The organism is Candidatus Clostridium stratigraminis, from assembly GCF_045310675.1.
Classification (GTDB): domain Bacteria; phylum Bacillota; class Clostridia; order Clostridiales; family Clostridiaceae; genus Clostridium_AT; species Clostridium_AT stratigraminis.
Map to the genome: position 1 here is coordinate 16749 of NZ_JBJHZZ010000004.1, position 13390 is coordinate 30138.

Genomic DNA, 13390 nt, shown 5'->3' on the forward strand with positions numbered 1-13390 from the left:
AAAAAGGTGTCATATTTATTTAATTGGTAATACTTTGAATGTGCTAAACCAGTATTTGTATTCTATTTTATATTAGTTTCAATATGATGTCAAGACAAATAAAATAACCTAAGCCTTCAAACATGCATATTAAATACACATAAAATGATTGCTATGCCTGCTGTTGCTTTTTATTGTTAGTAACCTTTTCTTCTTTTAGATCATTTGCTTTAGTACCAGATATTGGAAGATTATATTTTTCTCTAATTTTATTTTCTACTGTAAGTAAAATATCTTCATTTTCTTTTAAATATTGCTTTGCGTTTTCTCTTCCTTGACCTAGTCTTGTATCTTGGTAAGAGAACCAAGCCCCACTCTTTTGAATAATATCTTCTCTAACTCCAACATCTAATACATTTCCTTCTCTTGATATACCATGACCATACATAATATCAAATTCAGCCTGCTTAAATGGTGGAGCAACTTTGTTTTTTATAACCTTAACTCTTGTTCTATTACCGACAACGTCGTCTCCTTGTTTAATTGTATCAATCTTTCTTATATCAAGCCTTACAGATGAATAAAATTTAAGTGCCCTACCACCAGGTGTAGTTTCAGGATTACCAAACATTATGCCAACTTTTTCACGTAACTGATTTATAAAAATGGTTACACATTTTGATTTGTTTATGGATCCAGCAAGCTTTCTTAGTGCTTGAGACATAAGTCTTGCTTGAAGTCCTACATGGGAGTCACCCATTTCTCCATCTATTTCTGCTCTAGGAACTAAGGCAGCTACTGAGTCAATTACTATAACATCTATTGCCCCAGAGCGAATTAGAGCTTCAGTAATTTCAAGTGCCTGTTCTCCAGTATCAGGCTGAGATATTACTAGATTATCTATATCAACACCCAAAGCTTTTGCATAAGCAGGATCTAAAGCATGTTCTGCATCTACATAAGCTGCAGCACCACCATTTTTTTGTGCTTCTGCAACTATGTGTAAAGCTATAGTTGTTTTACCTGAAGATTCAGGTCCGAAAACTTCTATAATTCTTCCCTTAGGGACACCGCCTATACCTAAAGCGATATCTAAATCTAGACATCCTGTAGAAACGGCATCTAGATTCATAACATTATGTTCACCAAGCTTCATTATTGAACCTTTACCAAATTGTTTCTCAATCTGTCCCATAGCAATTTCAATGGCTTTTAATTTTTCACTATCCATATGTATTCCCTTTTGGGTTCACATCCTTTCATTTTACGAACATAAGTTCTGTTTAATTATATAATATAATTTATTTTTAGTCAACTCTATATAAAAAGTTCCTAAGTATTTTTTAGGAACTTTTTAAAATTATAACCAAGTTACAAAATATTAATCATTTATCTGTTCTAATTACATCTTTATTCTTAATAAAATAATCAAATCCTGATAATAAAGTGACAATTACTGCTAGATACATTATTAAATTAGAAATTTCAGCAAAATATAAACCCCTGTAATTTAAACTTATTAGTGCAAATACAATAGCAATTATTTGAATTACAGTTTTAATTTTTCCCCACCAGCTGGCAGCTATAACTATTCCCTCAGCTGCAGCCAATGATCTTAATCCAGTAACTGCAAATTCACGTGCAATTATAATTACTGCAACCCATGTTGGTATTAATTGAAATTCAACTAGAGATATTAAAGCAGCTGTAACTAGCAGCTTATCAGCTAAAGGGTCCATAAATTTTCCAAACCTTGTTATTTGATTCCTGCTTCTAGCTATGTAGCCATCAAGTTTATCTGTAAGAGCAGCAAGGACAAAAACAGCAGTTGCAATTATCTTGCCATAGGGTATAGAATTTACAGCTACAAAAACTAAAAATATCGGAATTAAAAATATACGTATTAGAGTTAGTTTATTGGCAAGATTCATTACATTCAACTCCCATTAAATCATATTCTTCATTTGAGGTTATTTTTACATTTGTAATAGTTCCAATTGTTAACTCATTATTACTCTTAAAATAAATCTCTCCATCTATATCAGGAGCCATTTCATAGCTTCTACCATGATAATATTCGCCGCTTTTACCTTCAACAAGAACCTCATAGTCTCTGCCTACTTTCTCACTATTTATGTGAGCAGAGATTGACTGCTGAAGAATCATTAATTCTCTTTCACGCGTAATTTTTACTTCTTCTAAAACTTGATCCTCCATTTTACTTGCCGGAGTATCTTCTTCTCTAGAATATTTAAAAACACCAAGTTTATCAAATTTAACTTTTTCTACAAATTCTTTTAATTCTTTAAACTCTTCTTCTGTTTCTCCTGGGAACCCAACAATTAAGGATGTTCTTAAAATTAAACCTTGTATGTTTCTTCTCATTTCAACAATACTTGTAATAATATCTTCCTTACGGCCTCTCCTGTTCATTCTCTTTAAAACATTATTGTTTATATGTTGAATAGGCATATCTATATATTTGCATACCTTAGGATTTGAAGAAATTTCATTAATAAGTTCTGGTGTTATTTCTTCGGGATAACAATATAATAGTCTTATCCACTTAAGTCCCTCAATTTTAGATAGTTCTCTTATTAAAACGTCTAAACACTTCTTCCCATAAAGGTCAATACCATACATTGTTGTGTCCTGAGCTACCAAAATAAATTCAACTACACCTTGGCTAGCTAAACTTGAGGCTTCTTTTAAAATATCTTCCACTTTTCTGCTTCTATATTTACCTCTGATTTTGGGAATAACACAATAGGTACAAAAATTGTTGCATCCCTCACCAATTCGTAAATAAGCTGTAGCTTTTCCAGTAGTAAGTACACGATCTCCCTCTGTAAGTGAACTATCACTATAATCAATTTTAAAGGTTTTCTCTTTGCTGGCTAAAAAGTCATCAATACTTTGAAGCAGGTTATCATAATTATTTACACCTAACATAATATCAATTTCTGGCATTAATGTAAATAGTTCCTCTTTATATCTTTGACTTAGACAACCAGTAACTATCAAAATGTCACATTTATGCAACTTCTTGTACTTTGCCATTTCTAATATGGTATTTATAGATTCTTGCTTGGACTTTTCTATAAATCCACAAGTGTTTACCAGTATAATATTTGCTTCTTTTGGGTCTATAACCAAATCGTATTTTTTACTTAATTTACTAATTGCCATTTCAGAATCAATTCTGTTTTTATCACAGCCTAAGCTTACCATTCCAAATTTTAGTCTTTCCACCACTTATGTTCCTCCCGAAAATATGATGCATACATAGTTATTTTAAATCTCTTTATTTAAATTCACAAGTGGTATATTATAAATATTTCAATTTTTAACTGTTTTTATTGATATAATCTCCATTTATGGCGCTTTCTTTATCAATTAATAATTGTCTTGGCTTACTTCCATCTTTTCCTGATATAATTCCTAATTGTTCCATTTGTTCTATAATCCTTGCAGCCCTATTATAGCCTATTCTTAATTTTCTTTGCAGCAGAGAAGTGGAAGCTTGGCCCAAATCTGCAGCAATTTTTACTGCTTCACTTAAAAGACTATCTATATCCTCACTGCCTTCATTACTAGTAGTTGTATTTAGTTCTTCCATAATTTCAGTGCTATATTCATGTAAGGTTTCTTGCTTCTTAATAAAGTTAACTACTTTCTCAACCTCTTCCTCAGATATAAAGGCTCCTTGAATTCTCATTGGTTTAGGAGCACCTACAGGGTAGAAAAGCATATCCCCCTTTCCAAGCAGTTTTTCCGCACCTGAGGAATCTAGGATTGTTCTAGAGTCTATTTGACTTGAAACAGCAAAGGATATTCTTGATGGTATATTTGCCTTAATAACACCTGTTATAACGTCTACAGAAGGCCTTTGTGTTGCTATAACAAGATGCATCCCTGCTGCCCTTGCCATTTGTGCAAGTCTGCCAATATAGTCTTCTACATCATTTGGGCAGACCATCATTAAATCTGCAAGCTCATCTACGATTATTACTATCCAAGGCAATTTATCCTGAAGTTTACCTTTGTCTACTAGTTCATTAAAGCCTTCAATATTTCTAACATTATTATCAGCAAACAGCTTATATCTTCTGGTCATTTCATTTACAGCCCAGTTAAGTGCTGCAGAAGCTTTTTTAGGATCAGTTACAACTGGTATAAGAAGATGTGGAATCCCATTGTATACGCTTAATTCTACAACTTTAGGATCTATCATGAGTAGCTTCACGTTTTCTGGGGAATATTTATATAAAAGACTTATTATAAGGGTGTTTATGCACACACTTTTACCAGAACCAGTAGCACCTGCTATAAGCATATGAGGCATTTTAGTTAAATCGGAAACTACACAGGCACCAGCTATATCTTTCCCTAAGGCGAAAGAAAGATTTTTATTAGAACCAGTAAATTCAGATGATTCTAGTACTTCTCTTAAAAATACAGGTGTGAGTTCTTTATTAGGAACTTCGATTCCTACTGCTGACTTACCTGGTATAGGAGCTTCCATTCTTACACCAGAAGCAGCAAGACTTAAGGCAATATCATCGGAAAGGTTAACAATTTTACTTACCTTTACACCTGCACTTGGTTGAATTTCGAACCTTGTAACCGATGGCCCCTTAGTAACCTGAACTACCTTAGCATCCACACCGAAACTATTCAAGGTCTCTTCTAGCTTACTTGCATTACTTATAAGTTCTTTTTTATCTTCTTTATTAAGCCTAGATAAAGTGTTTACATTAAGGAGATCTGTAGTAGGATATAAATATTCCAAATCAACATCTAAGGAATGTTTATTAATTTCGTCCTCTAGCTCACGGTTTAAGTTTTCAGAAGTGTTGTCTTCTACTGCAATTTCCTTAGGGCTTTCCACTGGTTCTTCAGAAGATTTCATAAAATCAATTATTTTAATTTTATTGTTTAGTTTTTTAATATAATTTTCTTTATTTGAGTCATAAGCTATTAAGGAATTAACAGCAGCCTCAGTATTATCCTTTGCAGGTCTCTCCTCCTTATCTTTTTTAATGATAGCTTTATCAAAGTTTAATTTTGTTATTATCTCATAAAGTGATAATTTCCAAATTAAAATAAAAGATACTATATATAGTGCAATAAATATTACATAACTTCCTATAAAACCAAACAACTTTATTAAAGGAATATCAATTATATAACTTATGATACCACCGTGCATAATACTGCCAGAATTATATATTTTAGAGATGCCATCCATAACATTTTCGGAATTATAGTAAGGTTCCATATTTGCTATTTGAATTAATAAGAGAGTATTTATTAATAGTAAAAGTATTCCATAAAACTTTTTATTAAAATTAATATTTCCCTTTTTTATAATTAGGCAAAAACCAATGAATATTATAAAGAAAGGAAATAAATAAGCACCTAAGCCTAACATACCAATCAAAAATTTTCTTGTAACTCTGCCAATTATACCTGCTGTATTAGACGAAAAAACACTAAATACTGAAAGAATTCCTATAGTAATATAAAATAAACCTAAAATATCATTGTTAATACTTGTCTTTGAACTTTTTTTAGCCAACTTATTCCCTCCTACCTGTACAAAACCTTTTCCTCGTTCCATATTTTATATTCTACATTATTTTTGATTTTCCTTTTATAGATTTTCTAAAAAAATAATCATAGGAGTAAACCTATGATTATTTTGAAGTTTCTTTTTTAGCATCAATTAATTCATCAAGTTTTTTTAACGCATCACTTATGCCGCCAACTTTGTCTATTAAACCATATTCAACAGCTTGATTTCCTATAAGAATGGTTCCCATATCATTTAATAAATTGTCAGTTTCACTCATAAGCTTTTTTAATGTTACTTTATTAATTTTACTTGTTCTAGTAATAAATTCATTTATTCTTTCCTGCATTTTATTAAAGTATTCGAAGGTTTGAGGAACTCCTATTATGAGTCCATTCATCCTAATAGGATGAACAATCATAGTTGCTGATGGAGATATAAAGGAAAAACTAGCTGATGTTGCTAATGGAACACCTATAGAATGACCTCCGCCTATTACTAAAGATACAGTTGGTTTAGTAATGCTGTTAATCATTTCAGATATGGCAAGACCTGCTTCCACGTCTCCTCCTACTGTATTTAAGATTATTAGAATACCTTCAACATTTTTATTAGTCTCTATGGCTATTAGCTGTGGAATAAGGTGCTCATATTTTGTGGCTTTGGTTTGGGGTGGCAGCATTTGATGACCTTCAATTTGACCAATTATAGGGAGTATTTGAATTCTTTCGTCATTCTTAGGAATATTTTGCACACCAAGATCCTTTATATTTTCTAATTCCTTATTTTCCATTTCTTCTGACATATACATACCTCCTAGGTTTAGAAATCCAATTATATGAAATATTTGTTCGTAAAATTTGGATATCCTTAAACTTAGTTTTACCTAGGAAACTCTATATATACATGTATTAATTTTATCCTAAATTAAATTCTTTATGGAGCGCGTTAATCGCATTTTCAGTATTTTTTGTTTCAACTAAACACCAAATTGTTGTATGAGAATCAGCAGTTTGTAGTACCTCAATATTAGCCTTTGTTAGAGCCTTTAACACTCTTGCCATAACACCTGGCACACCTCTGATTCTGCTTCCTATTAAAGCTATTTTACTGCATTCATTAATAGAATAAAACTTTAATTTATGATTATTCATTATATCGATGAATTTATTCATATCTTTTTTGTCAATAGTAAATATATTTTCGTTAGGAAATACATTTATTAAATCAATACTAATTAAATTTTGAGCCAGCAAATCTAGAATTTCATAGTATTTATCATTTAAATCATTATCTTGAAGTTTTACCTGAATTTGAACTCTTGAGCTCATATGTGTTATTCCAGTGATTATACCATCATCTTCTATTGCCCCAATACTATTAATTGTAGTTCCCTCACAGTTGTTTAAGGTGTTCTTTATGACTAAAGGTATATTGCCCTTCATAGCTATATTAACTGCCCTAGGATGTATTACTTTAGCTCCTTGGTCAGCAAATTGAAAAACTTCATTATAGCTAATTTCCTTAATTAAGGTTGCGTCTGAAACAATTCTAGGATCTGCAGTCATGATACCATCTACATCAGTATATATTTGAATTTCCTCAGCATTTAGAGCTACACCTAAAATTGAGGCTGTAACATCGCTTCCGCCTCTACCTAAGGTTGTTATATAGCCATCTTCAGTGCTTCCTTGAAAACCAGTTATAACTGGTACTTTCCTTTGGTTTAAAATATTTAAAAGTTTATTTGTATCTACTCTTAATAAATTGGCATTATTAAAATTTGAGTCTGTAATTATTCCAGATTGTCCACCAGTTAAAGGAATGGGGTCTAATCCGGATTTACTAAGTTCATCACAAAGTACAACCGAGCTTATTAGCTCTCCACAACTCATAAGTAAATCTAATGCTAAAGGATTTTTATCTCTAAAATCTTTATGAACTAAAGATAATAAGGTGTCTGTTGCATAGGGTTCACCAGCTCTACCCATAGCAGAAACAACTATTATAGGACTATAACCTTCTTCTATGGCACTAATTATCTTTTTAACTACTAATAATCTTCTTTCATGGGTTGATACTGATGTACCACCAAATTTTTGTATCAAGATTTTCATGTAAAACCTCCATTAAGCCCTCGTCTTTTTAAGTACACTTTCATCTACATCAATAATTATAGTTTTAGAGCCAATTTTTTTGACATAATCCCATGGGACTTCAATGAATTCATTTCCACCAAAAAAACCGAACCTTGTTTTAGAATCATTAAGAATTAGAAACTTTAGGTTTCCTTTCTCATCAATAACAATATCATTATTAGATAAGTAATTATACTTCTCACCATCATTGATGTTAATTATTTCATATCTTTCCATTTCACTATAGTATTTTATATTATCGTTCATTATAGTTCACCGTACCTTTCATCTTTTTAATAAAATATATGAAAGGTACGAATAGTTTATTACTATACTCCTGTAGAGCCAAAACCATTTGAGCCTCGAGTAGTTTCTGTAACTTCCTCAACAATTTCTATTATTGGCGTTACAATTTTATTAATGACCATTTGTGCAACTCTATCACCTTTATTAATTGTAAACTCCTCTGAACTTAAATTTATTAATATTATTTTTATTTCTCCACGATAATCCCAATCAATTGTTCCTGGGGAATTTAGGAGAGTGATGCCGTGTTTAGAGGCGAGGCCGCTGCGGGGTCTTATTTGAGCCTCATAACCTTTTGGAAGCTCTATGCATATTCCTGTAGGCAAGGTTACTCTTTCAAGTGTTTTTAATGTTATTGGCTCATCTATAGCTGCGTATAAGTCCATTCCTGCAGAACCTATTGTCATATAACTTGGAGTTGGTAAGTTTTTAAATTCTTTCACTTTTTTTATTTTTAAAAGCAATTGTATCACCTTCTATTTTATTTATGACTGCATCCATAGTTATCCCCTGACCAACAAAGGCAGAATTTTGGATACCTTTCGTAAATGTTTTATTCATAATATCCATAAGATCATTTATAGTTACAGCATCTATTTTATTAATAATATCTACTGGCTTATTAATCTTATTTAAAAATAATACGGATTTGCCATTACTAAACATCCTACTGCTAGTACTTTCTAGACCCAAAATATAATTTCCCTTTAACTGCTCTTTTAATTTTAAAAGCTTTTCTTCACCAATATCCTGTTTAGTAAAATTATAAAGCTCATCATTGATCAAATCTATAACTTCCAGCGCATATTTCGAATTTAACCCGGTGTATATGCTAAGAACACCAGTATTCATAAAAGATGAAAGATAGGAATAAATGGTATAGCATAGGCCTCTTTCTTCTCTGATCTTTTGAAATAAAATTGAAGAGGCACCGCCGCCTAACATATTGTTAAGTAAAAGCAGACCATAAATGTCTTCATTTCCAGTTTCTAAACCATGTAGACCAAGGCTTATATGAAGCTGCTCAATATCTTTGAACTTATATAGATGATTTCTATATATAGCTGGCTTTGAATAGTCAGTTATAAGGTGTGATTTATTATTCCAATTACCAAAAAACTTATCTACTAAGGATTCAGCATAATTTAAATTCACATTACCTGAAATTGAGATTACAGCTTTTTCAGGTATATAGTACTTCGAAATGTAATCTAAAATTTGTTCTCTAGAAAATGAGCCTACAGTTTCGGAGGTACCAAGTATTGGAAGCGAAATAGAGTCTTTTTCCCATATAGCCTCACTGTGTAAATCAGACAGCACATCTTCAGGCTGATCCTCACTCATATTTATTTCTTCAATAACAACGCCTTTTTCTTTTTCTATATCCTCAGGTGAAAATTTGCTGTTAAAAAGCATATCTGACAAAATATCCATAGAAAGTTCTAAATGAGAATCAAGTGCTTTAATATAAAAGCAGGTTGCCTCTTTTCCTGTAAAAGCATTTATCTGCCCGCCAACATCTTCTATTTCCTCTGCTATTTGCTTAGCAGTTCTGTTATTTGTGCCCTTAAAAAACATATGTTCTATAAAGTGTGAAATACCATTATTTATTAAATCTTCGTTTCTTGAGCCGTTTTCTATCCAAACACCAACACTTATTGAATTAACATATTTTATATCTTCAACTACAACTCTTAATCCGTTATCTAATGTAAAAATATTATACATCTTATCCTCCTGTTATTCCTCATGCTGGTATTTTTTATAGTCAAAATAAATAGTAATTTATTCAATTACTTGCAAAAAATAAAAAGGCAGTGATGCCCTTCTATTTTTCAACTTCAACTTCTTCGCTTTCTGAGTCTTTTATAGCATCTTTTCTTGAAAGATTTATTCGTCCTTGGTTATCTATTTCTGTAACCTTAACTAATATTTCATCTCCAACTGAAACAATGTCTTCAACTTTATTTACTCTAGCAAAGTCAAGCTTTGATATATGAACAAGACCTTCCTTACCAGGAAGTATTTCTACAAAACAGCCAAAGTTAGCAATTTTAGTTACTTTTCCAAGATAAATTTCTCCTGGCTTAACATCTCTTGTTAAATCATCAATGATTTTTAATGCTCTTTGAGCACTAGGACCATCATTTGACATAACAAATATCTTTCCATCATCATTTATATCTATCTTTACACCAGTTTCAGCTATTATCTTATTAATAGTCTTTCCACCAGTTCCAATAACATCCCTAATTTTCTCAGGGTCTATGGTCATAGTGTAAGCTCTAGGTGCATAAGGAGATAATTCTTTTCTAGCTTCAGGAATACAAGCATTTATTTTCTCTAATATAAATAGTCTAGCTTTTCTAGCATCATCTATAGCTTTTTTAATAACATTTTTAGAAAGACCATGAAGTTTTGTATCTACTTGTATTGCTGTAATTCCATTTACAGTTCCGGCAACCTTAAAGTCCATGTCTCCAAAGAAGTCTTCAATGCCTTGAATATCTGTAAGTATTTCTTCTTGTGATAAATCTTCGCTTGTTACGAGTCCCATAGCTATTCCAGCGGCAGGTCTTTTAATTGGGACACCTGCATCAAGTAATGCTAAAGTACTTGCGCAGATACTTGCTTGTGAGGTAGAACCATTTGAACTTAGCACTTCAGAAACTAATCGGATTGTATATGGGAATTCTTCTTCTGAAGGTATTAATGGCTCTAAAGCTTTTTCTGCTAAAGCACCATGCCCTATTTCTCTTCTTCCAGGTCCTCTTAAAGGTTTTACTTCACCAACACTATAGGAAGGGAAATTATAATGATGAATATATCTCTTAAATTCTTCATCACCAAGACCATCTAATATTTGAACTTCTCCAAGAGCGCCAATGGTTGCAACAGTCATTACTTGAGTTAAGCCTCTTGTAAAAAGACCTGTGCCATGAGTTCTTGGTAATAATGAAACCTCGCATCCTAAAGGTCTAACCTGATCAAACATTCTTCCATCAGGTCTTCTCTTATCATTAAGTACCATATTTCTTACTATTTGCTTTTGTAATTTGTAAGTTATTTCCGCTATATCAGCAGCATTATCAGGATACTTCTCAGAAAATGCTTCAGAAATCTTAGCTTTAGCTTCGTCTATAGCTAAGTTTCTCTTATCCTTATCAGTTATGTACATAGCTTCCTTTATTATTTCAAAGGAAAATTCTTTTACTTCTGTTTCTATATTTTCTGGTATTTTATAAAATTCTGGTACTTTCTTTTCTTTACCAAATTTCATTACGGCTTCTTCTTGGAAACTTATAACTTTTTGACATTCATCAAATCCAAATAAAATGGCATTATACATAACTTCCTCTGGTATTTCATCACCACCAGCTTCTATCATGATAACTTGATCTTTTGTACTGCAAACAGTTAAATTCATACTGCTTTTTTCTCTTTGAATAGCAGTAGGATTTGTAATGAAGTTCCCATCAATTAGACCTATTGAAACAGCGGCTACTGGATCAGAAAATGGAATACTAGACATGCATAAAGCTGTTGAAGCAGCATTTACTGCTAATATATCAGGGGTATTGTCTGACTCTACTGATAGAACAGTACATATAACCTGAACATCATTTCTATAGCCTTTTGGGAAAAGAGGTCTAAGAGATCTGTCTATTGCTCGACCGTGCAGTATTGCATTTTCAGAAGGTCTGCCCTCCCTTTTTATAAATCCTCCAGGAATTTTACCTACGGAATATAGTCTTTCTTCATATTCAACACTTAAAGGAAAAAAGTCTATACCATCTCTAGGTTTAGCAGAGGCATTTACATTTACAAGTATAACTGTATCGCCATAGCTAACAAGTAATGCGCAGTCGGATAACGCTCCAACCTTGCCATGATCTATTTTTAAAGTTCTTCCAGCAATTTTAGTTTCTAAAACATTACTCATATATTTACCTCCTTTCAAAGTTCACTAATATTAGTATTTACCTAAATTTATATATTATAAAATATTAGTCTAATAAATTTAAAATAATAGAGCGGAGTTGACCCGCTCTTCATTATCTTCTTAATCCAAGTTTTTCAACAATATCACGATATCTTTGAATATCTTCTTTCATTAAATAATTTAAAAGACCTCTTCTTTTACCTACCATCATAAGAAGACCTCTTCTTGAGTGGTGATCCTTCTTGTGCTCTTTTAAATGTTCAGTTAAGTGGCTGATTCTGTCTGAAAGAAGAGCTATCTGCACTTCTGGAGAACCTGTATCCCCTTCGTGTCTTTTGAATTTTTCGATAATTTCTAGTTTTGTTGCCTTTTCCATTATATACACCTCCAAAAATTAGGCCCTTTAATCCAGGCATTACGTTGGCAATTCGCAATTCATAGATTAAGGTTCACGAATGTTATTATAACAAATAAAAAATATATTGTAAATTATTTTTTAGCATTTATCTGTAAAATTTTCTATTTTTACGTTTTCTACAAAAGATCTATCCTTTGTAAGCTGCTCAATAAGTTCCTCTAAGGAATTAAATTTAATTTCATCTCTCATTCTTTTAATAAAATATATTTTTATGTCTTCACCATAGATGTTCTTATCAAAATCTAAAATATAAGTTTCAATAAATATAGTTTTAGTTTTCAGCTGAACCGTAGGATTTACCCCTACACTTGTCATGCCCTTATAAAAACAGTTTTTATATTCTACTAAAGTAGCGTAAACTCCATTTTTGGGCAGTATAAAACTTTCGTCATAATTAAGGTTTGCAGTTGGGAAACCAAGTTTTCTGCCAAGCTGTTTCCCTCTAGCAACAGTACCCTTTAACATAAACGGCTTTATAAGCATATTATTTGCTTCAGTTATTTTACCATCATGAATCAAGGTTCTTATTCGCGAACTGCTAACAACTTCATTTTCATAAGTTACTGAATCAATTACATAAAGCTCAAAACCCAATTTTTTGCTGTACTTTTTTAATAATTTAATATCACCAGTATTCTTAAACCCAAATCTATAATTAAATCCAACAATAAGTCCTTGAACATTATAATGCTTAATCATATTAATAATAAAGTCTTCAGGTGAAATTTTCATATAATCGTTATTAAAGTTTACTAGATTTACAATGTCAACCTGTAAACTTTCTAATAACTTTAGTTTTATATCATTATCCATTATTAACTTAGGTGCTTTTGATTTGCTAATAATGTTTAAGGGATGGTTTTTAAAGGTACACACCATACTTTTTACATTATTTTTTTTAGATAATTCAATAGTCTTATTGATTAGTCCCATGTGCCCCATGTGTAAACCATCGAAGCTTCCAAGAGCTATATAGGTTTTATAATTTAGCTTTATATTAAAATTATCTTCTATTATTATCATAAGTTAGG

The 13390-nt window shown here is 31.6% G+C and carries 12 protein-coding genes; all 12 read right to left on the reverse strand.

Translation table 11 applies throughout. The features are described from left to right. Positions 1-151: 151 nt before the first annotated feature. Entirely contained in the window at positions 152-1210 is a 1059-nt protein-coding gene (gene recA / locus ACJDUG_RS08110) for a recombinase RecA (RefSeq protein WP_406769397.1), read from the reverse strand. A 154-nt stretch (positions 1211-1364) separates the two neighbouring features. After that, a complete protein-coding gene (gene pgsA, locus ACJDUG_RS08115; protein ID WP_406769398.1) occupies positions 1365-1910 on the reverse strand; it encodes a CDP-diacylglycerol--glycerol-3-phosphate 3-phosphatidyltransferase in 546 nt (181 codons plus the stop codon). Further along, complete coding sequence (rimO, locus tag ACJDUG_RS08120; RefSeq protein ID WP_406769603.1) at positions 1894-3231, reverse strand: 30S ribosomal protein S12 methylthiotransferase RimO; 1338 nt, start codon at positions 3229-3231, stop codon at positions 1894-1896. The genes pgsA and rimO overlap by 17 nt, the downstream gene beginning before the upstream one ends. A gap of 94 nt (positions 3232-3325) precedes the next feature. Beyond that, positions 3326-5560 (reverse strand): DNA translocase FtsK 4TM domain-containing protein, encoded by a 2235-nt coding sequence (locus ACJDUG_RS08125; RefSeq protein ID WP_406769399.1) that lies wholly within the window; start codon positions 5558-5560, stop codon positions 3326-3328. A gap of 118 nt (positions 5561-5678) precedes the next feature. After that, positions 5679-6359, reverse strand: a complete 681-nt coding sequence (locus ACJDUG_RS08130; RefSeq protein WP_406769400.1) for a ClpP family protease — start codon at positions 6357-6359, stop codon at positions 5679-5681. Between the two features lie 112 nt (positions 6360-6471). Next, positions 6472-7671: an aspartate kinase gene (gene dapG, locus ACJDUG_RS08135; protein WP_406769401.1), complete on the reverse strand. Its 1200-nt coding sequence runs from the start codon at positions 7669-7671 to the stop codon at positions 6472-6474. 12 nt (positions 7672-7683) lie between these two features. After that, positions 7684-7959: a YlmC/YmxH family sporulation protein gene (locus tag ACJDUG_RS08140; protein WP_406764861.1), complete on the reverse strand. Its 276-nt coding sequence runs from the start codon at positions 7957-7959 to the stop codon at positions 7684-7686. 62 nt (positions 7960-8021) lie between these two features. Further along, entirely contained in the window at positions 8022-8441 is a 420-nt protein-coding gene (gene dut / locus ACJDUG_RS08145) for a dUTP diphosphatase (protein WP_406769402.1), read from the reverse strand. Then, positions 8428-9726: a M16 family metallopeptidase gene (locus ACJDUG_RS08150; protein ID WP_406769403.1), complete on the reverse strand. Its 1299-nt coding sequence runs from the start codon at positions 9724-9726 to the stop codon at positions 8428-8430. The genes dut and ACJDUG_RS08150 overlap by 14 nt, the downstream gene beginning before the upstream one ends. A 100-nt stretch (positions 9727-9826) precedes the next feature. Next, on the reverse strand, positions 9827-11941 hold the full coding sequence (locus tag ACJDUG_RS08155) for a polyribonucleotide nucleotidyltransferase (protein WP_406769404.1): 2115 nt from the start codon (positions 11939-11941) through the stop codon (positions 9827-9829). Between the two features lie 112 nt (positions 11942-12053). Further along, positions 12054-12317: a 30S ribosomal protein S15 gene (gene rpsO, locus ACJDUG_RS08160; protein WP_406769405.1), complete on the reverse strand. Its 264-nt coding sequence runs from the start codon at positions 12315-12317 to the stop codon at positions 12054-12056. A gap of 120 nt (positions 12318-12437) precedes the next feature. After that, on the reverse strand, positions 12438-13382 hold the full coding sequence (locus ACJDUG_RS08165; RefSeq protein WP_406769406.1) for a bifunctional riboflavin kinase/FAD synthetase: 945 nt from the start codon (positions 13380-13382) through the stop codon (positions 12438-12440). Positions 13383-13390 lie beyond the last annotated feature (8 nt).